The following is a 26,520-nucleotide window of genomic DNA, read 5'->3' on the forward strand; positions in this document are numbered from 1 at the left end:
TAGGGAAGGTGCGAACAAGTGGATCGCACCTTCATCATGAGTAATATGCCCACATTTTAAAATTTCATTACTTCAAAATTCGGACGTATTTACTCCCAAATCTGACTTTTTGTTCCATTACCCCCCCCTTTTCGGGGCTTACCTCGCATTTTGGACGCAGCTACCCCATCCCCGTATCATCTGCTCCACTCGAAACAGATTCGCCAGCGTAAACAACATCGCCAGTTGGTTGTCGTTCTTCCGCAGCCCCTTGTACCGTGCTTTCACAAAGCCAAACTGACGTTTGATGAGCCGGAACGGATGTTCCACTTTGGCGCGGACGCTGGACTTGAGCCTCTCAAAAGCAATTACTGTCTTGTTTTTACGAGGATGCTTTTTGAGTTCCTTGAGTTTGCCAGGGCGCCTGGCAATCGCCCATTCAGCCTTCACATCGGCCAGCTCTTCACGGTTTTCTGCCCCCTGATATCCCGCGTCAGCGAACACAAACTCTTCCTTGCCATGGAGCAGATTCCCCACCTGATTGAGGTCGTGCTCGTTGGCTGACGTGGTCTCCAGACTGTGGGTGAGGCCACTCTTGGCATCAACGCCGATATGAGCCTTCATGCCGAAATACCACTGATTGCCTTTCTTGGTCTGATGCATCTCGGGGTCACGCTCTCCCCGCTTGTTTTTGGTGGAGTTGGGGGCTTCGATGATAGTGGCATCGACCAGCGTGCCTTGCTTCATCATGATGCCAGCGTCACAGAGCCACTGGTTGATGGCCTCGAATAGTTGGCGTGCCAGTTGGTGCTGCTCCAGCAGATGCCGGAAATTCATGATGGTAGTGCGGTCAGGGATAGCCTGGTCCAGGGAGAGTTTGGCAAACAGACGCATTGAGGCAATTTCGTAGAGTGCGTCCTCCATGGCGCCGTCGCTGAGGTTGTACCACTGCTGCATACAGTGAATGCGGAGCATGGTATCGAGTGGGTAGGGACGACGCCCGTTACCAGCTTTGGGATAGACGGGTTCGATGACCCCCAGCATCCTTGGCCATGGGAGCACAGCCTCCATGCGAGCCAAGAATATCTCTTTACGGGTTTTACGGCGTTTGCCATTGAACTCGCAGTCCGCGAAGGTGAGCTGGTGACTCATGCTGAACCTCATCCCTGATGCCAAGTGGGGTTCATGATCTCACATCAAGGACTTTTTCGCACTTTCCCTTGGTGGAGGAGGGGGAACTGGATCCGGAGGAGAGCCTGGTGCTGTATGGGCTGGACTCCCTCAGTATCATGCGCTTTACCGCAGAGCTGAAGGCACAGGGGGTCGATGTCGGTTTTGACGAGCTGGCGCGCAGGCCCACCTTGTCAGCCTGGTGGGCGCTCCTGAGCGGCTCCCAGGCGGCCTGACTGGCTGTATATATTCAATTCATTTCACGCATTGCTCTTATCATTCAGCAAGGGCGGCGCCAGATCATGGCGCTCGCCACGGACACCATCATGACGCTGTCAGCAGAAGATCAGCACAGGCTCGAGCAGTTTTGGCAGTTCTGCCTTACCCATCAGTATTTCAATGTCGGTTATCCGGAGGCTGCCGACTTTGATTATTCCCAGCTGCACAAGTTTTTACAGTTTTCTATCAATAACTGTGGCGACTGGGGCGCGCCAGGAAATTATTTGCTCAATACCTTCGAATTTGAGCGAGAGGTCATGCACTATTTCTCATCGCTATTTTCAATCCCGTCAGAGCAGAGCTGGGGTTATGTGACCAATGGCGGTACCGAAGGCAATATGTTTGGCTGTTATCTTGCCAGAGAGTTGTTTCCTGAAGGCACCCTCTATTATTCACAAGAGACACACTATTCGGTTGCCAAAATAATCAGGTTGCTGCGGATCAAGGCCAAGGAAATTCCCACTCTACCCACCGGGGAAATTGACTGCGATAAATTGGCAGAGCAGATAGTGGATGATGGCGAGCGTCATCCCATCATATTTGCCAATATAGGTACCACCATGAAGGGAGCGGTCGATGACATCGGCGCCATTCAACGGCGGCTGTCGGCCATCGGCATCCCGCGTCAGGACTACTACCTGCACGCGGATGCAGCCCTGAGTGGCATGATACTGCCGTTTGTGGACGATGCGCCGGCCTTTTCATTTGCCGACGGCATCGATTCCATCAGTGTCTCGGGTCACAAGATGATGGGGTCGCCGATCCCCTGTGGCATCGTGCTGGCCAGGCGGCGTTTTGTGGATCGCATCGCCGTGGAGGTGGACTACATCTCGGCCAGCGATCAGACCATCAGCGGATCGCGCAACGGCTTCACGCCCCTGTTGATGTGGGCCGCCATCAAGGGGCGGACGCTGGCCCAGTGGCGTGAGCGGACCGGGCGCTGCCTGGCCATGGCCCAGCAGCTGGTGGAGCGGCTGAATCAGCAGGGGGTGCCGGCCTGGCGGCATCCGCACTCCATTACCGTGGTCTTCCCGCGCCCCTCGGAGCGCACCTGGAAGCGTCATTGCCTGGCGACCTCGGGTGAGCACTCCCACCTCATCACCCTGCCTCATCATCACAGCCTTCATCAGCTGGAGGCGGTGATCCGCGACATAGTGCGGGATCTCGGCCCGGCGGCCGAGCCCACCGGCTGCGCGCACCCTGTGCTCGCCTGCTCCGCATAAAAAGAAAAAGCCATTGTTTCCAATGGCTTTTTCACGCTATCGAACCGATGTCATTCGATGTTCTGGATCTGCTCGCGCATCTGCTCGATGAGCACCTTCAGCTCCACGGCGGACTGGGTCACCTCGGCGTTGATCGACTTGGAACCGAGCGTATTCGACTCGCGGTTGAACTCCTGCATCATGAAGTCGAGGCGACGGCCACAGGCGCCACCCTTCTTCATGATTTTGTTGGTCTCGCTGATGTGCATTTCCAGCCGATCCAGCTCTTCCGCCACGTCGATCTTCTGGGCCAGCAGCACGATCTCCTGCTCGATGCGGGCCGGATCCAGCTCCACCTTGGCTTCGGCCAGCCGGTCGGTGAGCTTCTGGCGCTGCCACTCGATGATCTGCGGCAGGTGCACGCGCACCTTCTTCACTTCTACCTGAATACCGGCCAGACGCTGTTCGATCAGCGCCTTGAGGTTGGCCCCTTCGCTGGCGCGGGAGGCGAGGAAATCTTCCATGGTCTGGTCAAAACCGCCGAGCAGCTCGGTGGCGACCACGTCCATGTCCTGCTCGGCGGCAGCCATCACGCCCGGCCAGCGCAGCACGTCGACCGGATTGAGCTGACCCTGGCCCGCCTCTTTCATCACCCAGTTGGCGCTGTCGATGATGAGCTTGGCCAGCTCTTCATTGATGTGCAGCTGACTGGCAGCGGCCTGGGCGGCCTCGAAGCGCAGGTTGCACTCCACCTTGCCGCGCTGCAGCTTGGCGCGGAAGCGCTCACGCAGAACCGGCTCCAGGCTGCGCAGTTGTTCCGGCAGGCGAATGTAGGTCTCCAGATAGCGCTGGTTGACCGAACGAATTTCCCAAACGGCTGTGCCCCAGTCGCCCTTGAGTTCCTTGCGGGCGTAGGCGGTCATGCTGTGAATCATTGATTGTTCCGGGCTTGATGAAGTGTGGGGCCAGTATACTCAGCCAGGCCTGCTCCGTCAGCCGACAGCGTGGTTTTAGCGGCTGATATTTGGGGCGGGATCACTTATAATCGCCCGCCAATTTGAGCCAGCCCAGAGGTCCGTCCCATGTCACGTCCCAGCGATCGCACTGCCGCGCAGCTTCGTCCGGTCACCATTACCCGCCACTTCACCAAGCATGCTGAAGGGTCCGTGCTGGTGGAATTCGGCAACACCCGCGTGCTCTGCACCGCCAGCGTCGACACCAGCGTACCGCGCTTCCTGAAAGGGAAGAACCAGGGCTGGGTCACTGCCGAGTACGGCATGCTGCCGCGCTCCACCCACTCTCGGATGAACCGCGAAGCGGCCTCCGGCAAGCAGAGCGGCCGCACCCTGGAGATCTCCCGCCTGATCGCCCGCTCCCTGCGCGCCGCGGTAGACCTGACCGCGTTGGGCGAGCACTCCATCACAGTTGACTGCGACGTGCTGCAGGCCGACGGTGGCACCCGTACCGCCGCCATCACTGGTGCCTGTGTGGCGCTGGTGGATGCGCTGAACTGGATGGTGGAGAAGGGCATGATCAAGCAGAGCCCGCTCAAGCAGATGATCGCCGCCGTCTCCGTCGGCATGTTCGAAGGGGAAGCCATCTGCGATCTGGAGTACATCGAAGACTCCGCCGCCGAGACCGACATGAACGTGGTGATGACCGAAGATGGTCGCATCATCGAAGTGCAGGGCACCGCGGAGGCCGAACCCTTCACCCACGAAGAGCTGCTGGCCATGCTGGCGCTCGCCAAGGGCGGCATCGCCGACATCATTGCGCTGCAGAAGCAGTCGCTTGCATGATTTTAAAAACGCGGCATTGACCGCGTTTTTTTATACCCCCACACAAGACAACGACAAGCCAAGCAAGGAGCCAGAATGAAAGCCTACCAGCGTCAATTTGTCGAGTTCGCCCTGGAGAAACAGGTCCTCAAATTCGGTGAGTTCACCCTGAAATCCGGCCGCAAGAGCCCCTACTTCTTCAACGCCGGCCTGTTCAACAGCGGCCGCGATCTGGCCCGTCTCGGCCGCTTCTATGCCGCAGCCCTGATGGATGCCGGCATCGAATTCGATGTGCTGTTTGGCCCGGCCTACAAGGGCATCCCCATCGCTTCCGCCACCGCGGTGCAGCTGGTGGAGCAGCACGACGTGGACGTGCCCTGGTGCTTCAACCGCAAGGAGGCCAAGGATCACGGTGAAGGCGGCAATCTGGTGGGCAGCCCGCTCAAGGGGCGCATCATGCTGGTGGATGACGTCATCACCGCCGGCACCGCCATCCGCGAATCCATGGATCTGATCCAGGCCAACGGCGCCTCCCTGGCTGGCGTGCTGATCGCGCTTGACCGTCAGGAGAAGGGCAAGGGCGAGCTCTCCGCTATTCAGGAAGTGGAGCGTGACTACGGCGCCCACATCATCGCCATCATCCAGATGAGCGACCTGATCGCTTATCTGGAAGAGAAGCAGGCCGAGCAGCCGGAGCTGGCTACGCAACTGGCCGCCATGAAGGCGTACCGCGCCCAGTACGGCATCTGAGCCGATCACACCGCGTAATAGTTGAATGCGGCGCCCGTTTGCTCTCTGGCAGCAAACGGGCGCCATTTTTTCATCTGCAAAAAGTGAGTTAGGTGGCTTGAGCTTACCCTTACAGTAAAGGTTAGGGTTTGCTGGTCGGTGCTCGTTCTGGCCGACGGGTTCCGGGGAGGAACAAGATGACCACTCATATTCAATTACCCATCCATCTGCAGCTGCCGCTCACAGGCATGAGCTGTGACAATTGTGCCAGCCGCATCACGACCGCCCTCAACAAGCTGGAGGGGGTCGAGGCGACCGTCAACTTCGCGCTGGAGCAGGCCGCCATCGACCTGGCCAGCCCCGACCGTTTGCCGGCGGTGCTGGAGAGCATTCAGGCACAGGGCTATGACTATGGCCACGAGACGCTCTCCTTCCAGATCAGCGGCATGACCTGTGCCGGTTGCTCGGCCCGCCTGAACAAGATGCTGGCGGCGCTGCCCGGCGTCATCTCCGCCGACGTCAACTTCTCGCTCGAGCAGGCCCGTATCGTGCTGGTACCCGGGATGCAGACGCCCGCAGGCCTGCGCGAGCAGATCGAGGCGCTCGGCTTTGGCGCCCAGCTGGCGCAGGGCTCGGCTAGCGGTCGCCGCCAGCAGTTGCTGGAGCGGGAAGCGCAGGAGGCCGCCAGCGCCCATCAGGCGCAAATCAGGGTCATCGTCTCGGCGCTGCTGACCCTGCCGCTGCTGGCGGGCATGCTGGCCATGGCCGGTCTGCTGCCCTGGCATCTGCCCGCCTGGCTGGAGCTGGTGCTCGCCACCCCGGTACAGTTCTGGATCGGGGCCCGCTTCTATCGCGGTGCCTGGCTCGCCATCAAGAACCGCTCCGCCAACATGGACGTGCTGGTGGCGACTGGTACCAGCACGGCCTACTTCTACAGCCTCTATCTGCTGCTGACCCTGGGGATGGCCGCCAGCGGCCAGCTCTATTTCGAGGCGAGCGCCATCATCATCACCCTGATCTCCCTCGGCAAGTTGCTGGAGGCCCGCGCCAGACGCAGCACCCAGTCCGCCATTCGCGAACTAATGGCACTGCGGCCGGAAACCGCCACCGTCTGGCGCGGTGAGAGCTGGCAGAGCGTCGCCATCGACGAGGTGCTGCGCGGCGATCGGCTGCGGGTGCTGGTGGGTGAGCGGGTACCGGTGGACGGCAGAATCGTGAGCGGCGAGAGCGAGCTGGACGAGTCGATTCTCACCGGCGAGAGCCTGCCGGTGCCGCGCGGCGAGGGCGACAAGGTGCTCGGCGGTGCCATCAACCGCTCCGGCGTGCTGGAGATCGAGGCCACTACCGTGGGGGAGGACTCCAGCCTCAGCAAGATCATCGCCCTGGTGGAGAGCGCCCAGATGGGCAAGGCCCCGCTGCAGCAGCTGGTGGACAAGGTCTCCGCCGTGTTCGTGCCGGTGGTGATGGCCATCGCCCTCTTTACCCTGCTGGTGTGGTACGCCATCGGCAACGATTTCGGTCAGGCGCTGCTGGCGGCGGTGGCGGTGCTGGTGATCGCCTGCCCCTGCGCGCTGGGGCTGGCCACGCCGGCCGCCATCGTCACCGGCACCGGGGTGGCGGCGCGCCACGGTATTCTGATCAAGGATGTGGATACCCTGCAGAAGGCCCACGCCATCAAGGCGCTGATCTTCGACAAGACAGGCACGCTCACTCAGGGGCGGCCGGTGCTGGCCAGCTGGAGCGGCAACGACGAGCAGTTGCGCCTTGCTGCTGCCCTGCAGCAGGCGAGCGAACACCCGCTGGCGCTGGCCATGCGCGAGGCGGTCGGTCAGGATGCCGTGCTGCCCCAGCCGGAGGCGGTGGAGGTGCGGGTCGGTGCCGGCATAGTCGGCCAGGTGGCGGGCCACTCGGTCGCCATCGGCAATGCCAGTCTACTGGCCCAGCTCGGTATTGAACCGCCACAACAGGATGAACGACCCGCCGACGGCGCGACCCGGGTCTGGGTGGCCATCGACGGCGTGGTGGTCGGCATAGCGGCCCTGGCCGATACCCTGCGCCCCGAGAGTCCGGAAGCCATCGCCACCCTGCGCCAGCGCGGCATCGCCAGCTGGCTGGTGAGCGGTGATGCGCCAGCGCCGGTGGCCCATATCGCCGCCAAGCTGGGGTTGGACGGGGCCTTCGACTCAGTGCTGCCGGCCGGCAAGGTGGAGAAGGTCGAGGCGCTGCGGGCGCAAACTCGCGGGCTGGTCGCCATGGTGGGGGACGGGGTCAACGACGCCCCGGCATTGGCGGCGGCGGACGTGGGCATCGCCATGGGTTCGGGTTCCGACGTGGCGATGGAGACCGCCGCCATCACACTCATGCGCTCTGATCCGCGGCTGGTGGCCGATGCCATCGACATCTCGGCGGCCACCTGGCGTACCATCCAGCAGAACCTGTTCTGGGCCTTCGTGTTCAACATCATCGGCATTCCGCTGGCGGCGCTGGGTTACCTCAGTCCCGAGCTGGCGGGGGCGGCCATGGCCCTGAGTAGCATCACAGTCTTGAGCAATTCCCTGTTACTGAAACGCTGGCAACCGCGGGCGCTTGCCCATGCCAGCCACCATGTCAGCACTGAATCGAACCGTTAAGGAGTCATCCATGAACATCAGCAAGGTAGCCAAGGCGACGGGACTGACCGCCAAGACCATCCGCTACTACGAGAGCATCGGCCTCATCTCGGCGCCGGTACGCAGTGACAACGGCTATCGCAGTTACACCGACTCGGCCCTGCGCGAGCTGCGCTTCGTCAAGCGGGCGCGGGAGACAGGCTTCAATCTGGAGGAGTGCCAGGAGCTGCTGGCGCTCTATCGGGACGAGCACAGAACCAGCGCCCAGGTGAAGAAGCTGGCGCAGGAGAAGATCGTCGATCTGCGCGCTCGCATCGCCGGCTTGCAGGCCATGCTCAGCTCCCTCGAGGGGCTGGTCGGCTGCTGCCACGGGGACGAGAACCCCGAGTGCCCGATCCTCGACGAGCTGGAGCGAGGCTGACTAACCGCTTAATAACGGACGTTTTATTGTTGGCTCCGAAGGGGTAGTGGTAGACTGTGCGGCTCTTGTACAGGGAGTACGCAGTTGACCCAGAGTGTGACACGTCAGGTAAAGCAGGCCATCATGGTCCAGCTCTATACCCACGCCTCATTCAGCCTGCCTTGCCTGGGTCTGCTGGCACTTGGCTGGAGCCTGCTGTTCCACGACTACCTGCCGGCCAGCGAGGCGCTCGGCTGGCTGGCGAGCGTGATGCTGCTGCTGCTCTGCCGGGGCTGGCATCTGCGCTGGCGCCAGCCCCGGCTGGCACAGATCCCGCTGCCGGTGCTGGAGCGCGAACTCTTCATCGGGGTGACCATCACCTCCATCATCTGGGCGCTGGGCGTGCTGCTCTACATGGACAAGCTGCCCGATACCTACCGCGCCGCCATGATGATGCTCGCCAGCCTGATCCTCACCGGCAGTGCCATCATGCTGTTCGGCAGTCGCCGCTCCCTCTATGGCGCCGTGCTGCCGCTCGGGCTCGCCATGGTGTTCGAACTGGGGGCGGGCAACGAGCAGGAGCGGATCGTCTCCAGCATGCTGGCCGGCTACCTGTTTGTCTTCCTGCCGACCCTGCTGCGTCGCCTGCGGCGGGATCAGGTGGCCTCCCTCTATCACCGTTTCTCCAACGCCGACCTGGTGGCCGAGCTGAAGGCGGTCTCCGAGCACCTCAAGCTCACCTCCCGGCTGGACGGGCTGACCGGCATCGCCAACCGGGCCCACCTCGACTACTGCCTCGAGCGCGCCTGGCGGCGCTGCCACCGTGCCCGGGCTCCTTTGTCGCTGGTGCTGGTGGATGTGGACTACTTCAAGCAGTTCAACGATCTCTACGGCCATCAGCTGGGGGACGAGTGCCTGCAGCAGGTGGCGGGTCTGCTGGCCGAGGTGCAGCGGCGGGAGGACGATCTCGCCGCCCGCTACGGCGGCGAGGAGTTTGCGCTGCTGCTGCCTTGCACCAGCATGCAGGGGGCCATGCAGATCGCCGAGAACGTGCGGGTGGCCCTCAAGGAGTTGAGCATTCCCCATCAGAAGTCCCTGGTTTCCGGTCGGGTCAGCTGCAGTTTCGGGGTGGCGACCCTGGTACCGGATCAGACCCTCTCCATCAGCGAGCTGATACAAAAAGCGGATGCGGCCCTCTATCAGGCCAAGCATAATGGGCGGGATCGTATCGAAGTAGCCTTGATGGGTAAGGTTGCCTGAGTTTCACAAGACAGATTAAAGAGGTCGTCTATGCAATGTCATCGTATCGAAGAGCTGCTGGAGTTGTTGCAGCCTGCCTGGATCAAGGAACAGGATCTCAGCCTGGTACAGTTTGTTGCCAAACTGGCCGAAGAAGCGGGATTTGAAGGGCCTCTGTCCGAGCTGACCGACGACATGCTGATCTACCACCTCAAGATGCGTGAATCCGACAAGCAGGCGATGATCCCCGGTCTGGCCAAGGACCACGTGCCCGACTTCAAGGAAGCCCTGCTCAAGGCCCGCGGCATCAAGTAAAGGGTGCGCTTGCTGGAAGCTTGAAGGTTTTCAAAGGAATCTCTTGAAAAGGCGTTTCGTCAACTGGCGATACGTCTTTTTTGTTGCTTGAAATTGCGACACCACTCGAACATTAGATACATTTTGCCCACACAATTAGCAGGCTGTTTAAGATATAATCCGCCCCATAACAATTAATTAATGGAGCGAAGTGTTGCAATGGCCGACCAGGACAAGATCGATATCAAGGATGTCACCGGCGATGTAACGGGGACGTTCAACCCCAATACCTTCAAAGCCAGCGACGACAGGTTCAACCCCGGCAACCGCATCTATGTCCGGGCCCAGACCGGCTACTGGCAGCGGATGCGCAAGGCCATGGGCTGGTTCTTCGTGGTGCTCTTCGTCGCCATTCCCTGGTTGCGCTATGACGGTCGACAGGCCGTGTTGTTCGATATCGGCCATCAGCAGTTCCACATCTTCGGCGCCACCATCTGGCCGCAGGACCTCACCCTGCTGGCCTGGGTCTTCATGATCGCCGCCTTTGCTCTCTTCTTCGTGACTACCTTCCTGGGTCGGGTCTGGTGCGGCTACCTCTGTCCGCAGACGGTGTGGACCTTCATGTTCATCTGGTTCGAAGAGAAGCTGGAAGGCTCCGCCAACAAGCGCCGCAAGCTGGACGCCTCGCCCTGGAACGGCGAGAAGCTGGCCCGCAAGGGGGCCAAGCACCTGGCCTGGCTCCTGTTGTCGCTGGGCACCGGCCTCACCTTCGTCGCCTACTTCCAGGATGTGTTCCAGCTGGTGCCTGACTTCTTCACCCTGCAGGCCAGCGGCTGGGTCATCTTCTGGGTGGTGCTCTTCGCCGCCTGCACCTACGGCAACGCCGGCTGGATGCGCGCCATCATGTGCATTCACATGTGCCCCTATGCTCGCTTCCAGTCCGCCATGTTCGACAAGGACACCTTCATCGTCGGCTATGACACCAAACGCGGCGAGACCCGGGGTGCCCGTTCCCGCAAGGCCGATCCCAAGGCGCTAGGACTGGGGGATTGCATCGACTGCGATCTGTGCGTGCAGGTCTGCCCGACCGGCATCGACATCCGTGACGGCCTGCAGTACGAGTGCATCAACTGCGGTGCCTGCGTCGACGCCTGCGATCAGACCATGGAGCGAATGGGCTATCCGAAAGGGCTCATCAGCTATACCACAGAGCACAAGCTGGCCAACGACTCCACCCATGTGGCGCGGCCCAAGCTGATCGGCTATGGCCTGGTGATGGCCATCATGCTGGGTGTGTTCGTCTACAACGCCATGTCCATCATGCCGATGGGGCTCGACATCCTGCGGGATCGCAACCAGCTGTTCCGCGAGAACAGCGAGGGGCTCATCGAGAACACCTATACCCTCAAGATCCTCAACAAGACCCTGCATCCCCAGACCTATCAGCTGGATGTGGAGGGGCTGCCGGAGCACGAGTGGTTCGGTCCGCGCGAGGTGACCCTGAAGGCCGGCGAGATCTATACCCTGCCGGTGAGCGTGGCGGTCGACCCCTTCAACCTGAAGAAGCCGACTCTGGACATCCGCTTCGTGCTCAAACGGGAAGGGGCGGCGCCGGACGACAGCAAGGGGACCCTGCGCCAGCCCAGCAAGTTCATCAGCCGGTTGTGACGGCAAGGCACACCGCCATGCACGGCAACGGCGGACAGTAGTGATAGAATGGGGCGCAACGGCGCCCCTTTCTTATGGTGGATGACATGCGTTTCAACTATTCCGATCTCACTCCCGACCTCATCATGGATGCGCTGGACCTCAGCGGTCTGCGGCTCGACTCTGGCCTCATCGAGCTCAACAGCTACGAAAACCGGGTTTATCAGTTCCAGGACGAGGATCGTCGCCGCTACGTGGTGAAATTCTATCGTCCCGGCCGCTGGAGCCGGGCCCAGATCCTCGAGGAGCACGAGTTTGCCGCTCGCCTGTGCGAGGCGGAGATCCCGGTCGCTGCTCCCATCGCCTTTGCCGGCGAGACCCTGTTGGAGCATCAGGGCTACCCGTTTGCCATCTGGCAGAGCGTGGGGGGACGCCAGTTCGAGGTGGACAACCTCGACCAGCTGGAGTGGGTGGGGCGCTACCTCGGCCGCATCCATCAGCTCGGTGCCAGCAAGCCGTTTCACCATCGCGTCCGGCTCGACGTGGAGACCATGCTGCACGAGCCGCGTCAGCTGCTGGCGTCCGGCGAGTGGCTGCCTAGCGGGCTGGCCAAGCAGTTCTTCGGGGTGCTGGACGAGCTGATCAAGCATGTCGGCGACGCCATGACCCTGGATGTGGCACAGATCTCCCTGCACGGGGACTGCCATCCGGGCAACATCCTGTGGCGCGACGGTCCCATGTTTGTCGATCTCGACGACTGTCGCACCGGTCCGGCCATCCAGGATCTCTGGATGATGCTGAACGGTGAGCGCAGCGAGCAGCAGATCCAGCTCGACACCCTGCTGGCGGGCTACGAGGAGTTCATGGAGTTCGACCCGCGCGAGCTGGCGCTGATCGAGCCGCTGCGGGCCATGCGCATCGTCCACTACATGGCCTGGCTGGCGCGGCGCTGGGAGGATCCCGCCTTCCCCCGCCATTTCCCCTGGTTCAACACCGATCACTACTGGCGCCAGCAGATCGCCACCCTGCACGATCAGCTGGAGGCGCTCAAGGCGCCGCCCCTGACCCTGATGCCGGGCTGGTGATGCGGCGGGTTGTCGGCCGTTCGCCATGCCTGCCGCAGACCCGCGGCAGGCTATCAAGGCGTCGGTACTGACGCGGGGGGCGGGAAGAGAGGTTGACGACCTGGTACGCGAGGGATGGGACTCGCCCCCTGCTTGATCATTGACTGTGCAGTGGTGACGCAATAGGCTTGGCACTGCTTCGGTTCGCCGGGCGTGCCTCACAGTGATCCCTTAACAGGAAACGTCATGAAAAAAATTCTGTTTTTCCTTGCTGCCATGCTGATGATGCCCATGGTTCACGCCGCCCCCGAATTCAAGGAAGGCGTCAACTATGATGTGGTCAAGCAGACCGGTAGCGCCCAGCCGGAAGTACTGGAGTTCTTCTCCTACTACTGCCCCCACTGCGCCAAGTTCGAGCCGATTGCCGAGGATCTGAAGAAGAACCTGCCGGAAGGCGTGCCGATGAAGAAGAACCCGGTGGCCTTCCTGGGCCGCGAAATGGGTCCGGAGATGCAGCGTGCCTACGCCGTTGCCAGCCTGCTGAACGTTGAAGGCAAGCTGACCCCGGCCATCTTCGACAAGATCCACACCCAGCGTCAGATCCCGCAGAGCCGCGCCGACGTGAAGCAGATCTTCGTGGACAACGGCGTACCGGCCGAAGAGTTCGACGGTGCCGTCGACAGCTTCGCCGTCTCCGGCATGGTCTCCCAGTTTGACCGCAACACCGAGAGCTACAACATCCGCGGTGTGCCGGCCTTCCTGGTCAATGGCAAGTACATGGTGAAAATCGAATCCATTACTTCCCAGGAGCAGTTCAACCAGCTGGTGAAATTCCTGCTGGCCAAGAAAGACTGACCTCGTCTGATCCCATGAAAAAAGCCCGCCGGTGCAAACCGGCGGGCTTTTTGTTTATCAGGAGCCTGCGTCAGATCTGGCAATCCCGCTGAGTGGGGGCCGGGCGCGGCAAGCGGGTGCGGCGGCTGATGGCCTCCGCCAGCCAGACCAGCAGCAGGATGGCCAGCAGCAGGGTGGAAGTCTGATCGTAACGGAACAGGCTCAGGGAGACATAGAGCTGCTGCCCCAGCCCGCCGGCGCCGACCACGCCGAGTATGGTGGCAGCCCTCAGGTTCATCTCGCCGCGATAGAGGCTGTAGGCCAGCCACTGGCGCGTGACCAGGGGAAACAGCCCGTACCAGAAGCTGGCAATGGACCCGGCCCCGCTCAGCTGCAGGGCGAGGCGGGGGGCGGGATCTGCGTTCTCTAGGGTCTCCACGAACAACCGCGCCAGCACCCCGCTGGTGTGCAGGGTCAGCGCCAGTATGCCCGCCACCGGCCCCAGCCCGACCGCGATCACCAGCAGGCTGGCGAAGATGAGCTCGGGTACCGAGCGCAGCAGGTTGAACAGCAGCCGCAGCGGCCAGCAGTGGCGAGCGAGGCAGGCCAGCGGCAGGGCCAGCAGGGCGCTGAAGAGGGTACTCAGCAGCGCCATCTGCACCGTATCGAGCAGGCCGCTGGCCACCGTCTTGAGGAAGGGCCATGACCAGTCCGGTTGCAAAAACTCCCCCAGAAAGGAGCCCAGCCCCCCGAAGGAAAAGCTCAGCATGCGCCAGTCGAGCCGGTAACAAGCCAAGGTGGCGGCCAGTCCCAGGCAGGTCAGCAACAGCAGGCCGGGGGAGCGGCTATGGCGCAGCCAGGCGCTGAGGCCATCCGCCAGGGTCACCAGCAGGATGAAGGCCAGCAGCAGGGTCACCACCTCGCCACCGGCAAACATGCGCAGGGAGAGTTCGAACTGCTGGCCGAGCCCGCCGGCGCCGACGAAGCCCATGATGACGGAGGCGCGCAGGGCGCACTCCCAGCGGTAAACGGTGTAGGAGAGCAGCTCCTGGCGCACCGCGGGCAGCACGCCGTACCAGAGTGCCTGCAGCCGGCCACTGCCGCCGAGCAGCAGGGCGCGGGCCGATAGCAGGGCGCCGCTCTCCATGATCTCGTTGTAGACCTTGGCCAGCATGCCGCCGTAGCTGACCGCGATGGCCAGGATGGCGGCCAGCGGCCCGAGCCCGGACAGGCGCACGAACAGCAGCGCCCAGATGAGCTCGGGCAGGCTGCGCAGCACGATGGCGACGAGGCGCGAGAGGGCCCGCAAGGCGCTGCGCAGCGGGCTGGGAATCGGCCCCAGTTCGGCCAGCGACAGGGCGCGCGAGCCGAGCAGGGCAAACGGGACGCCGAGCAGCAGGGCGCCAGCCAGCCCCAGAGTAGCGACCGCCAGGCTCTCCAGGGTCGCGGTCAGGGTCAGGGCCAGAAAGTCCCTATCAAAACGGGGTGGCCAGCTGGTGGCGAGAAAGTTGCCCATCTGCCGCCAGCTCTGGCCGTCGAACAGACCGAGCCAGCCGTCGGCCTGCTGCCACAGGCTGTAGCCGATCAGCAGCAACAGCCAGGGCAGGGGATGGCGCCAGCGGTGGGTCAAGGCGTGCACTGGGCCGCCTCGTCGTCACCGGCGTAGAGCTCGGCCAGCATGGCCGGCGTGACGGCCGTCGCCGGACAGTCGAACTGCACTCGCCCCTCGCGCAGACCGATGATGCGAGGGAAGCGGCCGAGCGCCAGCTCGACCGCATGCAGGTTGGCGATGAGTGTGCTGCCCCGGGCTCTAGCCTGGGCCAGCAGGGCATCCAGGCTGCTCTGGGCGAGCACGGGATCGAGGGCGGAGACGGGCTCGTCGGCCAGGATCAGATCAGGCTGCTGATAGAGCACCCGGGCGATGCCGACCCGTTGCAACTGGCCACCGGAGAGCTCGCCGCAGCGCTGTTGCCATTTGTCGGCAAGGCCGAGGCGGGCCAGTTCGGCCCGCGCCCCTGCTGGGTCGCAGGGGCGCAGCAGGGAGAGCAAGGAGCGGCCGAGGGACCACTGGCCGAGCCGGCCGGCCAGCACGGCGGTCACCACCTGCTGGGAGGCGGGCAGCGGCGGTTGCTGCCAGACCATGCCGAGCCGGCCGGCCAGCACGGCGGTCACCACCTGCTGGGAGGCGGGCAGCGGCGGTTGCTGCCAGACCATGCCGATCCGGCTGCGCAGCCGCTGGCGGTCCCGGGTGGAGAGACTCCAGGGATCCTGCTCCCAGAGGGTGAGCCTGCCCTCGCCACGCAGCTCGGTGCCGATCAGCCGCAGCAGGCTGGTCTTGCCCGCGCCGCTCGGCCCTATGACGGCCACGCACTCGCCCGCGGCTATCTGCAGGTTGAACGGCTGCAGGATGCGGCTCTGGCCGAGCCGCAATCCTTCCCCGTCCAGCGCGACGGCGATCACTTCAGCAGGCCGGCCTGGGTAGCGGCGGCTTCGATGCCCAGGTAGTTCTCGGGCTTGGTCTCGATGAAGCGGCTGGCACGTTGCAGCTTGAGGATCTCGGCCTGGGCGGGCACCGCCGGATCCAGGCTCAGGAAGGCCTGCTTGATCTTCTCTTGCAGGGCCGGAGCCAGGCCGCCGCGCACGGTCCAGTTGTAGTCAAAGTAGGTGGGGGTGGTCCAGATCACCTTGACCTTGGCGGTGTCGACCTTGCCCTCTTCCACCAGTTTTTCCCACACGGAGGCGTTGAGCGCACCGGCCGGCACCTTGCCGGAGGCGACCCAGGCGACGGTGGCGTCGTGGGCGCCGGAGAAGGCGACGTGGGCGAAGTCACGCTCCGGGTTGATGCCCTGCTCGGCCAGGAAGTGGCGTGGCATCAGGTGGCCGGAGGTGGAGGAGGGGGAGCCGAACGCAAAGTCCTTGCCCCTGGTGTCGGCCAGGGTCTTGATACCGCTGTCGGCATTGGCGATGAACTTGGAGGTGAACTGGGCATCCTCCTGGCGCTGAACCAGGGGCACCACCTTGTCGGCACGGCGATGGGCCTGCACATAGGTGAAGCCACCGAGCCAGGCCATGTCCAGCTTGCCGGCGGCCAGCGCCTCGACAACGGCGGCGTAGTCGTTGACCGGCACGAACACCACCTCGCGGCCGGTCTTCTCGGCCAGGTAGTCACCCAGCGGGGCAAACTTGCGTTGCAGCTCGGTGGGGGCCTCGTCCGGGATGGCGGAGACCCGCAGCGGTTCGGTGGCGATGGCGCTCAGGCTGGTGAACAGGGTGGTGAGGGCGAATATCCATTTGCGGGTCATGGTGCATTCCTTGGTGGGCTGTCGTTCGGGCAATAGAAAGGCCCGACACCAGTCGGACCTGACGAGGAGAGAATGGTAGGGGGCCACTGGCCACTGGCGCAAGATGCGCCCCCAAAAATAGGCGTTAGACCCCGACGTGGAAGGCCTGCTTGAGGTTGCGGATGAAGTCCGCGTCCCGGCACAGGGTCTTGCCCGGGCTGTCGGAGATCTTGGCGACCGGGCCGCCGTTGCACTCGATCAGCTTGAAGACGATGTTCATCGGGCTGACGCCGGGCAGATCGCAGGTGAGCTTGGTGCCGATGCCGAAGCTGGTGTTGATGCGGCCGCGGAAGTGGCGCAGCAGCTCGACGGCCTTGTCGAGATTGAGGCCATCGGAGAAGACCAGCGTCTTCTCGGTGGGGTCGATGCCGAGCCGCTGATAGTGGCTGATGGCCTTCTCGCCCCACACCACGGGATCGCCGGAGTCGTGACGTAACCCCTGATAGCGGCTGGCCAGCTCGAAGTCGAAGTCGCGCAGGAAGGCATCCATGGTGATGCAGTCGGTGAGCGCGATGCCGAGGTGGTTGGTGAACTCATCCAGCCAGCTGGTGAGGGCGGCACGCTGGCTGTGCTCGAGCGGAAAGCCGAGCTGCTGATGGGCCTGGAACCACTCGTGGGCCTGGGTGCCTACCGCCGGCAGGCCGTACTTCTGGGCCAGCAGGTAGTTGCTGGTGCCGCGAAACGCCGGCAGCCGCTCCTGGAGGCGACCCACCACCGCATCCTGCACCGCGAGGGAGAAGCGGCGACGGGTGCCGAAGTCGATGAGGTTGAACTCGCTCATCTCCTCCCGGCTCAGCTCCCGCTCCAGCTTGTCGAGCTTCTGATCGAGCCGCTCCAGTGCCTGGTTGACGCCAAACTGGGGGTAGCGGAAGCGGTTGCGCATCTCGCTGATGATGGCGAGCACCGGGATCTCCCACAGGATCACGTCCTGCCAGGGGCCCTCGACCCGCACGTTGATGCGACCATCCTGCTCGAACACCTTGAGCAGGGAGGCATCCAGCGGCTTGCGGCGCAGGTGGTCTAGGTAATCAGGGGTAAAGAAGGGGCGCTCCGCCAGAAAGTTGAGCTCGGGCCGGGTCAGGCGCAGGGAGCCGGCGAGACGCAGCTGCTCCTCGATCTGACCCATCATGGGCAGCAGATCTTCCTCGTTGCGGCTGTGGAACTCGGCCACCACCTCGGCATCCGGATAGCGATGGAACACCGCCTGCTGCATGTGCAGCTTGTAAGCATCTGTATCGAGCAGGCTGTTGAGAATAGGAGGCATATCAGGCGTCCAGCAGGCGTTGTACATCGGCAAGGGTCTGGGCCAGTTCGGCACCAGCCTCGATCATCTGGGAGTGGGCCTGAGCGACCGTTTCGGGGGCGATGCCACGGCAGGCATCGAGGTGGACGATCACCCGGAAACCGGCACGACGCAGCTGCAGCACGCTGGTCTTGACGCAGTAGTCGGTGGCGAGGCCGCCGGCCAGTACGGTCGTGACGCCTCGGGACTGCAGAAACTCGATGAGCCCTGTGCTGCGGCGCTCGGCCAGATCGTGGAAGCAGGTGCCGTAGGGGTGCAGATCCGGCTCGACCCCCTTCCAGACGAAGAAGTCGTAATCGACCGGGGCCGGCAGACCGTCGAGCAGTTCGAAGCCGCGGGTACCCGGCACGCAGTGCACCGGCCAGGTGAGGTCGGCGTTGGGCAGATCCAGCGGCAGCAACATGCCGGCAGGGTCGCTGACGGCCCAGGCGGCGTTGGCCGGGTGTGAATCCTTGCTGCCGACCCGCAGGCTGGCGAGGGTGGCCTGAGCGTTGAGCGCAGCCACAATATCATCCCCGCCCGCGACGGGCAGTTCGTTCGGGCAGAGGGGCGTAAACCCCTTCTGCGCATCAATATCCAGGCTGGCGACGGTTCCCATTGAGTGGCTCCTGCACATACTATTCGTGTGATATTATCTACCAAACATTAATCGAAGGCGAGCAGGGCGATCGGCATGTTGAGAATGAGTCTGGATATGGTGGTGCTGCGGTTGAACGAGGAGCGGCTCGAGCTGCTGCTGGAGACCCGCGATCGCCCGCCCTTTGCCCACTGCTGGCAACTGCCGGCCCTGCGCATCGACGAGACCCGGGATCGGGATCTGGACGCGGCTCGCCATCGCCTGCTGAGCGAGTGGGGACTGGGCCACTGTTACAGCGAGCAGGTCTGCACCTTGGGCAACCTGGAGCGGGATCCCCGTGGCTGGTCCACCACCCTGGTCTACCTCTGTCTGGTGGATCCCGAGGTGGAGGTTCTCCATGGCTGCTGGCACCCGCTCGCTGCCCTGCCGGGGCTCAGCCTGGCATTTGACCACACCCAGCTGATCGCCAGAGGGCTGGAGCGGCTGCGCATCAAGAGCCGTTACAGCACCCTGCCACTGCAACTGCTGGGGGCCGAGTTCACCCTCTCCGAGGTGCAGCGGGCCTTCGAGATCATCCTGCAGACGCCGATGAACACGGCCGCCTTTCGCAAGCGCATCCATCGCGCCGATATCCTGGTGGACACCGGCCGCAAGCGCACCGGCAAGCAGCGTCCCGCCATCCTCTACCGGCTGGAGAGCCCCTGCTGCGTGATGTTCGATCAGGTGATGCACGGAGCGGAAGCATGAGTGGTGCAGGTGTGCACAAGGTATTGGTAAGCGCCTGTCTGCTGGGTCCATGTTCGTTGCGCTACGAGGGCCCAGGTTTTTTAGCCAGCGGGGGAGCAAAGCATGAGTGAGACCAGCGTGCACAAGGTGCTGGTGAGCGCCTGCCTGTTGGGTCAGCCGGTTCGCTACGACGGCCAGAGCAAGGGCATCGTCAGCGACTGGCTGCGCGAGCTGGGCGCCGAGGGGCGGGCATTGGCCTTCTGTCCCGAGGTGGCGGGTGGCCTGCCGACGCCACGCCCCCCTGCCGAGCGGCAAGGGGAGTTAGTGATGACCGCAAGCGGGCTGGATGTCACGGCGGAGTTTGCGCGTGGCGCCGCACTGGCGCTGGCGACTTGTCAGCAGCAGGGGATTCGCTTCGCCCTGCTGAAAGAAGGGAGCCCCTCCTGCGGCAGCGGCCGTATCTACAACGGCCGCTTCGAGGGGCAATCCGTGGCGGGCGAGGGCATGACCACTGCCCTGCTGCGTCGCCATGGCATCGCCGTGTTCAGCGAGGATCAGCTGCCCGAGCTGGCCTCGGCGCTCGCCTCGGCTGCCTGCGGCTCGGTCTGAGCCGCCGCATCGGTCGCCTGCCACTGCGCCAGTACGGCGTCTTTCTCCTGCCAGCGCTGGTTCAGCCACTCCTGGAAGCCGCGCTTGAACTGCTTGTCATTGAAGTAATCCCCCACCAGCTGCTCGTCCACCGGCAGCTCCTCGATCCGCACCCGGATACGCTTCATCCGCCCCATCAGGAAGTCCTTGAAGGGGGTCTCGACGTTGTCCGGATAGCTGATGGTGACGTTGATCAGGCTGTCGAACTGATCCCCTATGGCCGCCAGGGTGAAGGCCAGCCCCGCCGCCTTGGGCGGCATCAGATGCTGGTATCGGGAGCGGGAAGCATCGCGCTTCGCCTCGGTGAAGCGGGTCCCTTCCACGAAGTTGATGACGGTGGTGGGGATGTGGCGAAACTGCTCGCAGGCGTTGCGGGTGGTCTCGATATCCTTGCCTCGCAGATGCGGGTTGCGCAGCAAGAACTCCCGTGAGTAGCGACGCATAAAGGGCATGTCCAGCCCCCAGCAGGCCAGCCCCAGCAGCGGAATGTAGATGAGCTCGTGCTTCATGAAGAACTTGGGCACCGGTAGCCGGTCGCGAAACAGGTGGCCGAGCACGACTATGTCGGTCCAGCTCATGTGGTTGCTGATGATGAGATACCAGCCATCCTTGCGCAACCGGGTGTCGTCCTCCACCTGCCAGTCGATGCGGGTGGTGAGGCGGATCACCAGGGCGTTGCAGGCCAGCCACAGCCGCATGAAGCGGTTGTTGAGCCGGCTGCAGGTACGGGCCAGGGGCGGAACGGGCAGCAGTTTGACCAGCGACACCAGCAGGATCAGGCTGGCGCACAGGGCGGTAAACAGTATGGTCAGGCTGGCGCTTATGAGCAGCACCAGCGGACCCGGGAGCAGGCTTAGCATGGCGTAGTTTGGGGCGTCTTGTCTGCCAGCAGCTGGTTCAGGGTCTGGTCCTTCTCGTGCCAGATCCCGTTCAACCACTGCTGAAACTCTTGTTGGAACACGGGGTCATTGAAGTAATCCCCCACCAGATTGCGTTCGATCGGCAGAAAGCGGACCCGAACCTTGATCTCCTTGACCCGACCGCACATGAAGTCCCAGTAGCTGGGGATGCCGCCCGGATAGGCGATGGTGACATCCACCAGTTTGTGCAGCTGATCGCCCATGGCTGCCAGGGTGAAGGCAATGCCGCCAGCCCTCGGGTGCAGCAGGTGGCGATAGGGCGCTGCCTGTTTGTCGTGTTTGCGGGCGGTGAAGCGGGTGCCCTCCACGAAGTTCATCACGCTCACCGGCATGTGGCGGTACTTGGCACAGGCCTTGCGCGTGGTATCTATGTCTTTTCCCTTCAGATGGGGCTTCTTTTCCAGCAGTTTACGGGAATATCGCTGCATGAAGGGGAAGTCCAGCGCCCACCAGGCCAGCCCGAGGAAAGGTACCCAAATCAGTTCTTTCTTGAGGAAAAACTTCAGGAAGGGGATTTTTTGATTAAAAACCCGCTGCAGTACCAGTATGTCGACCCAGGACTGATGGTTGGCAATCACCATATACCACTCATTCCGGTGCCCTTTGTCCACTCCGACCACATCGAAAGGGGTTTTGATGATGGTTTTCTGGATCAGGTTGTTGAAACCGATCCAGCAGCCTGCACTGCCATCCAGCAGGGTATTGCAGAAGGTGCGCCAGCCCTTGAGGGGCAGCACCAACTTGAGCAGGCCCAGCGAGAGGATCGGGATAAACCAGAACAGGGTGTTGAGAAAATAGAGCAGGGTCGAGAGGCTGCCGCGCAGTCGCTCAATCAGCTTGTTGGGCATGGGTCGGGTCCGTCTTGCTGTCGATAAAGGGCCATCAAGTGGTCAGATCTGTGGCCATAATATCAGCCGATGGCCCGCGAGACCATTAAGAGCCGTCACGAAGAAGGACTCATGCTTTCCCGTCGATCAACCGCTGCGCAGTCGTGACAGCAGCCGATCCATGGCCCGATAGCCGAGCGCCTCGATCAGGTGCTCTCTTTCGATGGCGGCGTGCCCCGCCAGATCGGCGATGGTGCGCGATACCCGCAGGATGCGGTGCCAGGCCCGGATGCTGAGCCCCAGCCTCTGGATGGCGTTCTCCAGAAACTCGGCATCCTGCGACGATAAGCGGCAAATTTCTTCGATTTCACGGCTATCAAGCAGGTTGTTGAGCTTGCCGTTGCGGTTCAGCATGCGCTCGCGCGCCCCTAGCACCCGCTCGCGGATCTGACCGCTCGACTCCCCCCGCTCCGCCTTGCCGGTCAGGCTCCCCTTGGGCAGCAGCGGCACCTCTACCGTCAGGTCGAAGCGGTCGAGGAAGGGGCCGGAAAGCTTGCCGAGGTAGCGCAGGATCTGATCCGGACTGGAGCGGGTCTGGCCGTCGCCATAGTGACCGCAAGGGCTGGGGTTCATGGCGCCGACCAGCTGGAAGCGAGCGGGGAAATCCACCTGACGGGCGGCCCGGCTGATGGTGATGTGGCCCGTTTCCAGCGGCTCGCGCAGGGAGTCGAGCACCTTGCGCTCGAACTCCGGCAGTTCATCCAGAAACAGCACCCCGTTGTGGGCCAGGGATATTTCACCGGGCCGCGGGTGGCTGCCGCCTCCCACCAGCGCCACTGCCGAGGCACTGTGGTGCGGCGTGCGATAGGGCCTGTGGTGCCAGTGACCGGCGCGCGGGGTGAGGCCGCCGATGGAGTGGATGGCGGCGGTCTGCTGCGCCTCCTGTTCGCTCAGCGGTGGCAGAATGCCGGGCAAGCGGCTGGCCAGCATGCTCTTGCCGGTGCCGGGCGGGCCGATGAACAGCAGGTTGTGGCTGCCGGCGGCGGCGATCTCCAGCGCCCGCTTGGCTTGGGACTGGCCGATCACATCCTGCAGATCCGGTACATCGGGCAGGGCATCCGTGGTCTGGGGATCCGGCAGTGGCAGCTCGTATTGACCCGCCAGCCAGGCGGTGACGGCCAGCAGCTGGTGGGCGGTGCGCACTTCGGCGTCCTAGATCAGCGAGGCTTCGGGGCCGTTATCTCGCGGTACCAGCAGGGTGCGCCCGGCATCGCGGCAGGCGAGCACGGCGGGCAGCACACCGAGCACGGGGCGGATCTCGCCGGTCAGGGCCAGTTCCCCCAAAAATTCGTGATCCAGCAGGTATTTTGCAGGTATCTGCTTGGATGCGGCGAGAATACCGATGGCGATGGCCAGATCGAAACGGCCCCCCTCCTTGGGCAGATCGGCGGGAGCCAGATTGACCGTGATGTGTTTGGAGGGGAACTCGAAATTGCCGTTGAGCAGGGCGCTGCGCACCCTATCCCGCGACTCCTTCACCGAGGTTTCCGGCAGTCCCACCATGTTGAAGGCGGGCAGACCGTTGGAGAGGTGCACTTCCACCGTGACTTGCGGGGCCGCGACACCTAAGCTGGCACGGCTATAAACCACAGCTAATGACATAAATCCCGTCCTTGGTTTGATGTATATGCTGGTTAACCGTTTTTTATTAGTTTTTTGTTCCAACCGATGCGATTGGACTCAGTGAAAATCAGAGTCTTGTCAGGCAAAAAACGCTTGCCCAATAAAATTCACCGTGCTAGTTCTAATAGCCATTCGCGGTAAAAACCGCCCCAATTTCACAGGATTTCCGGTTGTAACTATGAACATGGCCTCCCGTTTCGTCAGCATTATTGTGGTCCTAGTGGTGATTATTATCTCACCGCTCGGGGCTCGTTTAGCTGCACGGAACAAGGGATAGACCCACCACCGGACAGAACGAAACAAGCGACCCCCGAGCCTCACGGCCCGGGGGTTTTTTTCGACCAAAGGACAGGATTTTCCAGATGAACGGCGCGCAGTTTTTGGTACAGGCTCTCAAGAAACAGGGTGTGACCCAGGTGTTTGGTTACCCGGGCGGGGCCATCATGCCGGTCTACGATGCCCTGTATGACGGCGGTCTGGCGCACCAGCTCTGCCGCCACGAGCAGGGGGCCGCCATGGCGGCGGTGGGGTATGCCCGCGCCTCCGGTCAGGTGGGGGTCTGCATCGCCACCTCGGGCCCGGGTGCCACCAACCTGGTGACTGGCCTCGCGGAGGCGCTGCTCGACTCGGTACCGCTGGTGGCCATCAGCGGTCAGGTGCCCTGCGCCGCCGTGGGGACCGATGCGTTCCAGGAAGTGGACGTGCTCGGTATGTCTCTCTCCTGCACCAAGCACTCCTTTATGGTGACGGACGTGGCGGATTTGCCTCAGGTGATTGCCGAGGCTTTCGCCATCGCCAGTGAAGGGCGCCCCGGCCCGGTATTGATCGATCTGCCCAAGGACGTGCAACTGGCCGCAGTGCCGGCCCAGAGCCCGCTGTTTGCGGTAGCGGAGCCCGAGCATCTCAATCCGGCCGAGCTGACGGCCGCTCGCACCCTGCTGGCCGCCGCCGAGCGCCCGGTGCTCTACGTCGGCGGCGGGGTGGGGATGGCCAACGCCGAGCAGCAGCTGCGCAACTTTGCTGCCGCCACCGGCATGCCGGCGGTCACCACCCTCAAGGGAATAGGCGCGCTCGACCCCGACAGCCCCGTTTATCTGGGCATGCTCGGCATGCACGGCACCAAGGCCGCCAACTATGCGGTGCAGCAGTGCGACCTGCTGCTGGTGGTGGGTGCCCGTTTCGATGATCGGGTGACCGGCAAGCTGGAGGAGTTCGCCCCCGAGGCAAAAGTCATCCATCTCGATGTGGATGCCGCCGAGTTCGGCAAGCGCCGCGCCGCCGAAGTGGGCATCACCCAGGATCTGAAACAGGTGCTGCCGCGCCTCGCCATGTCCCTTGCCGTCGACCCATGGCGTGAGCACTGCGCGAACATGGCCCGCGAGTACGCCTTTCGTTACGACCATCCCGGCCAGCCCATTTATGCCCCGGCACTGCTCAAGCAGCTTTCTGCCAGGTTGCCGGAGAGCAGCGTGGTGGCCTGCGACGTGGGTCAGCACCAGATGTGGGTGGCCCAGCACATGCGCTTCACCAGCCCGCGCAACCACCTCTCCAGCGCCGGTCTCGGCACCATGGGCTTCGGCCTGCCCGCCGCCATCGGCGCCAAGATGTCGCGCCCCGAAGATGAGGTGGTGCTGGTGAGCGGCGACGGCTCTTTCATGATGAACGTGCAGGAGCTTGGCACCATCCGCCGGGCCCAGCTCAAGGTGAAGATGGTGCTGCTGGACAACCAGCGCCTCGGCATGGTGCGCCAGTGGCAGGAGCTGTTCTTCGACGGCCGCTACAGCGAGACCATCCTCTCCGACAATCCCGATTTCGTCGCCCTGGCCGCCGCCTTCGGCATTCCGGGCGAGACCATCACATGCAAGGAGGAGATAGCCCCGGCCCTCGACCGTCTGCTGGCGAGTGAGAGCGCCTATCTGCTGCATGTGGCCATTTCAGAGGAAGAAAACGTCTGGCCCTTGGTTCCGCCAGGAGTCGCCAACCACCAAATGATGGAGCAACGCCCATGAGTCAGTTCAATACCTTGCAAATCCATGCCCAGCCCAGACCCGAAGTGATGGAGCGGGTGCTGCGGGTGGTGCGTCACCGCGGTTTCAACCTCTGCGCCCTCAACATGGAGCAGGATTGCCAACAACTGCGGATCACGGTTACTGTCGAGTCGGTGCGTCCCATCCAGCAGTTGTGGAGCCAGCTGGTCAAGCTGGTGGACGTCTCCCGGGTCGATGCACTGGAACAGCAACCCCGGATCAGAGCTTAAGGAGCCAAGCCAATGTCACAGCCTTCCGAATCCGCCACTCATCCCCAATACATCTGGTTCAACGGCAAACTGGTGCCCTGGCAGGATGCCCAGGTGCACGTGATGAGCCACGCCCTGCACTATGGCTCCTCGGTGTTCGAAGGGGTGCGTGCCTACGACACTCCCAAGGGAACCTGCATCTTCCGCCTGCAGGAGCACACCCGCCGCCTGTTCGACTCCGCCAAGATCTACTGGATGGAGGTCCCCTTCAGCGAGGCCGAGATCAACGAAGCCTGCCGCACCGTGGTGCGCGAGAACGATCTCAAGAGCGGCTACCTGCGCCCGCTGGCTTTCATCGGTAACGTGGGCCTTGGCCTGCATCCTCCCAAGGATGCCAAGGCCGACGTGATCGTTGCGGCCATTCCCTGGGGCGCCTATCTGGGGGAAGAGGGGCTGAAGAACGGGGTGGATGTGTGCGTCACCTCCTGGAACCGGCTCGCCCCCAACACCATTCCCACCGGTGCCAAGGCGGGTGGCAACTACCTGTCGTCCCAGCTGATCAGCCGCGAGGCCAAGCGTAACGGCTTCGCCGAGGGGCTGGCGCTGGACGTGAACGGCTACCTGAGCGAAGGGGCGGGGGAGAACCTGTTCCTGGTGAAGAACGGCGTGCTGTTTACCCCGCCCGCCACCGCCGCCATCCTGCCCGGTATCACCCGCGACACCATCATGACGCTGGCGCGTGACTTGGGTTACGAGGTGCGCGAGCAGGCGTTGCCCCGCGAGGCGCTCTATGTGGCGGACGAGATCTTTATGACCGGCACAGCGGCCGAGGTGACCCCGGTGCGCTCCGTCGATCGCATGCAGGTGGGTGCCGGTTGCCGCGGTCCGGTGACCGAGCAGCTGCAGAATGCCTTCTTCGGCCTGTTCAACGGCCAGACCGAAGACAAGTGGGGCTGGTTGACGCCGGTGGCTGACTGACAAATGAGGGGAGGCGATGTGCCTCCCCGAGTCGCTTCCGGTGAGGGTACTGCGCGG

The 26,520-nt window shown here is 63.1% G+C and carries 25 protein-coding genes and 1 pseudogene; 16 read left to right on the top strand and 10 right to left on the bottom strand.

Annotation, left to right across the window (positions count from 1 at the left end):
- Positions 1-138 precede the first annotated feature (138 nt).
- Positions 139-1,131 carry an IS5 family transposase gene (locus CAK78_RS21000; protein ID WP_094698362.1) on the bottom strand — a complete coding sequence of 331 codons (993 nt, stop codon included), beginning with the start codon at positions 1,129-1,131 and terminating at the stop codon, positions 139-141.
- A gap of 17 nt (positions 1,132-1,148) precedes the next feature.
- Between CAK78_RS21000 and CAK78_RS21005 the strand changes: the two genes are divergently transcribed.
- Positions 1,149-1,385, top strand: a complete 237-nt coding sequence (locus CAK78_RS21005) for a phosphopantetheine-binding protein (protein WP_303396027.1) — start codon at positions 1,149-1,151, stop codon at positions 1,383-1,385.
- Between the two features lie 66 nt (positions 1,386-1,451).
- Positions 1,452-2,651, top strand: coding sequence for a histidine decarboxylase (locus CAK78_RS21010; RefSeq protein ID WP_094698579.1), 1,200 nt, complete (start codon positions 1,452-1,454; stop codon positions 2,649-2,651).
- A gap of 50 nt (positions 2,652-2,701) precedes the next feature.
- Here the strand turns inward: CAK78_RS21010 and CAK78_RS21015 are convergent, their stop codons facing one another.
- Positions 2,702-3,565 (bottom strand): YicC/YloC family endoribonuclease, encoded by an 864-nt coding sequence (locus CAK78_RS21015; RefSeq protein WP_054543738.1) that lies wholly within the window; start codon positions 3,563-3,565, stop codon positions 2,702-2,704.
- A gap of 147 nt (positions 3,566-3,712) precedes the next feature.
- Between CAK78_RS21015 and rph the strand changes: the two genes are divergently transcribed.
- The 9 genes from rph to CAK78_RS21060 all read left to right on the top strand — a co-directional run bounded on the left by rph (position 3,713) and on the right by CAK78_RS21060 (position 13,245).
- On the top strand, positions 3,713-4,429 hold the full coding sequence (rph, locus tag CAK78_RS21020; protein ID WP_026141559.1) for a ribonuclease PH: 717 nt from the start codon (positions 3,713-3,715) through the stop codon (positions 4,427-4,429).
- A 75-nt stretch (positions 4,430-4,504) separates the two neighbouring features.
- Positions 4,505-5,158, top strand: coding sequence for an orotate phosphoribosyltransferase (gene pyrE / locus CAK78_RS21025; protein ID WP_094698580.1), 654 nt, complete (start codon positions 4,505-4,507; stop codon positions 5,156-5,158).
- A gap of 176 nt (positions 5,159-5,334) precedes the next feature.
- A complete protein-coding gene (locus CAK78_RS21030; protein ID WP_094698581.1) occupies positions 5,335-7,767 on the top strand; it encodes a heavy metal translocating P-type ATPase in 2,433 nt (810 codons plus the stop codon).
- Positions 7,768-7,777: 10 nt separating this feature from the next.
- A complete protein-coding gene (gene cueR / locus CAK78_RS21035; RefSeq protein ID WP_005306864.1) occupies positions 7,778-8,167 on the top strand; it encodes a Cu(I)-responsive transcriptional regulator in 390 nt (129 codons plus the stop codon).
- An 84-nt stretch (positions 8,168-8,251) separates the two neighbouring features.
- Positions 8,252-9,406, top strand: coding sequence for a GGDEF domain-containing protein (locus CAK78_RS21040; protein ID WP_176452880.1), 1,155 nt, complete (start codon positions 8,252-8,254; stop codon positions 9,404-9,406).
- 30 nt (positions 9,407-9,436) lie between these two features.
- Positions 9,437-9,700, top strand: a complete 264-nt coding sequence (locus CAK78_RS21045; RefSeq protein ID WP_005306857.1) for a YihD family protein — start codon at positions 9,437-9,439, stop codon at positions 9,698-9,700.
- Between the two features lie 198 nt (positions 9,701-9,898).
- A complete protein-coding gene (ccoG, locus tag CAK78_RS21050) occupies positions 9,899-11,347 on the top strand; it encodes a cytochrome c oxidase accessory protein CcoG (protein ID WP_005306854.1) in 1,449 nt (482 codons plus the stop codon).
- Positions 11,348-11,421: 74 nt separating this feature from the next.
- Positions 11,422-12,411, top strand: a complete 990-nt coding sequence (locus CAK78_RS21055) for a serine/threonine protein kinase (RefSeq protein ID WP_094698582.1) — start codon at positions 11,422-11,424, stop codon at positions 12,409-12,411.
- Between the two features lie 225 nt (positions 12,412-12,636).
- Positions 12,637-13,245: a thiol:disulfide interchange protein DsbA/DsbL gene (locus CAK78_RS21060; RefSeq protein WP_005306845.1), complete on the top strand. Its 609-nt coding sequence runs from the start codon at positions 12,637-12,639 to the stop codon at positions 13,243-13,245.
- Between the two features lie 70 nt (positions 13,246-13,315).
- Here CAK78_RS21060 and phnE read toward each other — a convergent pair whose 3' ends face one another.
- From phnE to CAK78_RS21085, 5 genes are all read right to left on the bottom strand, one after another.
- Positions 13,316-14,863 carry a phosphonate ABC transporter, permease protein PhnE gene (gene phnE, locus CAK78_RS21065; RefSeq protein WP_094698583.1) on the bottom strand — a complete coding sequence of 516 codons (1,548 nt, stop codon included), beginning with the start codon at positions 14,861-14,863 and terminating at the stop codon, positions 13,316-13,318.
- A complete protein-coding gene (locus tag CAK78_RS21070; protein WP_094698584.1) occupies positions 14,851-15,684 on the bottom strand; it encodes a phosphonate ABC transporter ATP-binding protein in 834 nt (277 codons plus the stop codon). The genes phnE and CAK78_RS21070 overlap by 13 nt, the downstream gene beginning before the upstream one ends.
- Entirely contained in the window at positions 15,681-16,526 is an 846-nt protein-coding gene (locus CAK78_RS21075; RefSeq protein WP_094698585.1) for a putative selenate ABC transporter substrate-binding protein, read from the bottom strand. Before CAK78_RS21075 ends, CAK78_RS21070 begins: the two co-directional genes overlap by 4 nt.
- 124 nt (positions 16,527-16,650) lie before the next feature.
- Positions 16,651-17,829 carry a nicotinate phosphoribosyltransferase gene (gene pncB, locus CAK78_RS21080; RefSeq protein WP_094698586.1) on the bottom strand — a complete coding sequence of 393 codons (1,179 nt, stop codon included), beginning with the start codon at positions 17,827-17,829 and terminating at the stop codon, positions 16,651-16,653.
- Between the two features lies 1 nt (position 17,830).
- On the bottom strand, positions 17,831-18,466 hold the full coding sequence (locus tag CAK78_RS21085) for a nicotinamidase (protein WP_042050031.1): 636 nt from the start codon (positions 18,464-18,466) through the stop codon (positions 17,831-17,833).
- 75 nt (positions 18,467-18,541) lie between these two features.
- Between CAK78_RS21085 and CAK78_RS21090 the strand changes: the two genes are divergently transcribed.
- Complete coding sequence (locus tag CAK78_RS21090) at positions 18,542-19,192, top strand: NUDIX hydrolase (RefSeq protein ID WP_094698587.1); 651 nt, start codon at positions 18,542-18,544, stop codon at positions 19,190-19,192.
- A gap of 102 nt (positions 19,193-19,294) precedes the next feature.
- On the top strand, positions 19,295-19,780 hold the full coding sequence (locus CAK78_RS21095) for a DUF523 domain-containing protein (RefSeq protein WP_094698588.1): 486 nt from the start codon (positions 19,295-19,297) through the stop codon (positions 19,778-19,780).
- Here CAK78_RS21095 and CAK78_RS21100 read toward each other — a convergent pair.
- The 3 genes and pseudogenes from CAK78_RS21100 to CAK78_RS21110 all read right to left on the bottom strand — a co-directional run bounded on the left by CAK78_RS21100 (position 19,726) and on the right by CAK78_RS21110 (position 23,228).
- Positions 19,726-20,679: an acyltransferase gene (locus CAK78_RS21100; protein ID WP_176452881.1), complete on the bottom strand. Its 954-nt coding sequence runs from the start codon at positions 20,677-20,679 to the stop codon at positions 19,726-19,728. The two genes, CAK78_RS21095 and CAK78_RS21100, sit on opposite strands and share 55 nt — an antisense overlap.
- Positions 20,673-21,587 carry an acyltransferase gene (locus tag CAK78_RS21105; protein ID WP_094698590.1) on the bottom strand — a complete coding sequence of 305 codons (915 nt, stop codon included), beginning with the start codon at positions 21,585-21,587 and terminating at the stop codon, positions 20,673-20,675. The genes CAK78_RS21100 and CAK78_RS21105 overlap by 7 nt, the downstream gene beginning before the upstream one ends.
- A gap of 126 nt (positions 21,588-21,713) precedes the next feature.
- A pseudogene (locus tag CAK78_RS21110) lies at positions 21,714-23,228 on the bottom strand (YifB family Mg chelatase-like AAA ATPase).
- Between the two features lie 383 nt (positions 23,229-23,611).
- On the opposite strand from CAK78_RS21110, the gene ilvG reads away from it, so the two are divergent.
- Genes ilvG through CAK78_RS21125 form a run of 3 tightly spaced genes read left to right on the top strand, consistent with a single transcriptional unit; the run spans position 23,612 to position 26,463 of the window.
- Entirely contained in the window at positions 23,612-25,258 is a 1,647-nt protein-coding gene (gene ilvG / locus CAK78_RS21115) for an acetolactate synthase 2 catalytic subunit (protein WP_042005583.1), read from the top strand.
- Positions 25,255-25,506 (top strand): acetolactate synthase 2 small subunit, encoded by a 252-nt coding sequence (ilvM, locus tag CAK78_RS21120; RefSeq protein ID WP_005306810.1) that lies wholly within the window; start codon positions 25,255-25,257, stop codon positions 25,504-25,506. Before ilvG ends, ilvM begins: the two co-directional genes overlap by 4 nt.
- A gap of 12 nt (positions 25,507-25,518) precedes the next feature.
- Entirely contained in the window at positions 25,519-26,463 is a 945-nt protein-coding gene (locus CAK78_RS21125; protein ID WP_094698591.1) for a branched-chain amino acid transaminase, read from the top strand.
- Positions 26,464-26,520 lie beyond the last annotated feature (57 nt).

Origin of the sequence: Aeromonas sp. A35_P, from assembly GCF_002259925.1 — a bacterium.
Taxonomy (GTDB): domain Bacteria; phylum Pseudomonadota; class Gammaproteobacteria; order Enterobacterales; family Aeromonadaceae; genus Aeromonas; species Aeromonas dhakensis.